Origin of the sequence: Alkalimonas mucilaginosa, from assembly GCF_036327005.1 — a bacterium.
In the GTDB taxonomy this organism is placed as follows: Bacteria; Pseudomonadota; Gammaproteobacteria; order Enterobacterales; family Alteromonadaceae; genus Alkalimonas; species Alkalimonas mucilaginosa.
In genome coordinates, this window is sequence record NZ_JAUGZK010000047.1 from 1 (window position 1) to 641 (window position 641).

Annotated in this window: 1 pseudogene; it reads right to left on the reverse strand. The window is 53.2% G+C overall.

The annotated features are described in order from the left end of the window. Positions 1-34 precede the first annotated feature (34 nt). A pseudogene (locus QWF21_RS18060) lies at positions 35-641 on the reverse strand (IS4 family transposase); the annotation flags it as partial.

The following is a 641-nucleotide window of genomic DNA, read 5'->3' on the forward strand; positions in this document are numbered from 1 at the left end:
CTGAGGGATCCCCACAAATTTAAAGCTCATAGTATCAGCTCTTTTCCAATTTGATCACAGCCCAATCCAGCTCGGCAACCCAGAGCATGATTTGCTCTATGGCGGCGGCTATCTGTGCAGCACTTAGCCTGAGCCGCTCGAACTTGCATTGCCGCATGCCCAGGTAGCTGAAGGATAGCACCCGCCTGTTTCGCATCGTATTGGCCTGAAACTGCCGGTGTAGGCCCGCCATCTCTGTAGCAACTCCCAGCATGTAATGCAGCCAGTTCGCCAGAGCGGCCAGTAAAATCAGGAGCGCCAAACGCGTTGGCTCCGTGGTGCCATGCGCATTGCTGCCCAGCCCATAAATACTGCTTTTCTGGTCCCGGAAGCTGGCTTCGATTTGCATGCGTTTGCCGTAGCAAGTTGCGATTTTATTGGCATAGTTTAGGCACTTTGGCAGGGACGACACCAGCAGCCAGGGCTCTTTGTATTTGCGCTTTTTGTCCCGTTTTCTGAGTTTCCAGCCGGTGCCAACCAGTACCGCCTGAGCTTGATAGCAGTTGGCTTTGGTGAGCTCAATGCACCCCAAGTGATTCGGATTGCAGCGGGCTTTTTTGTACAGCTCCTGCACACTGATAAATTCATCGTGCTCTGGCAAC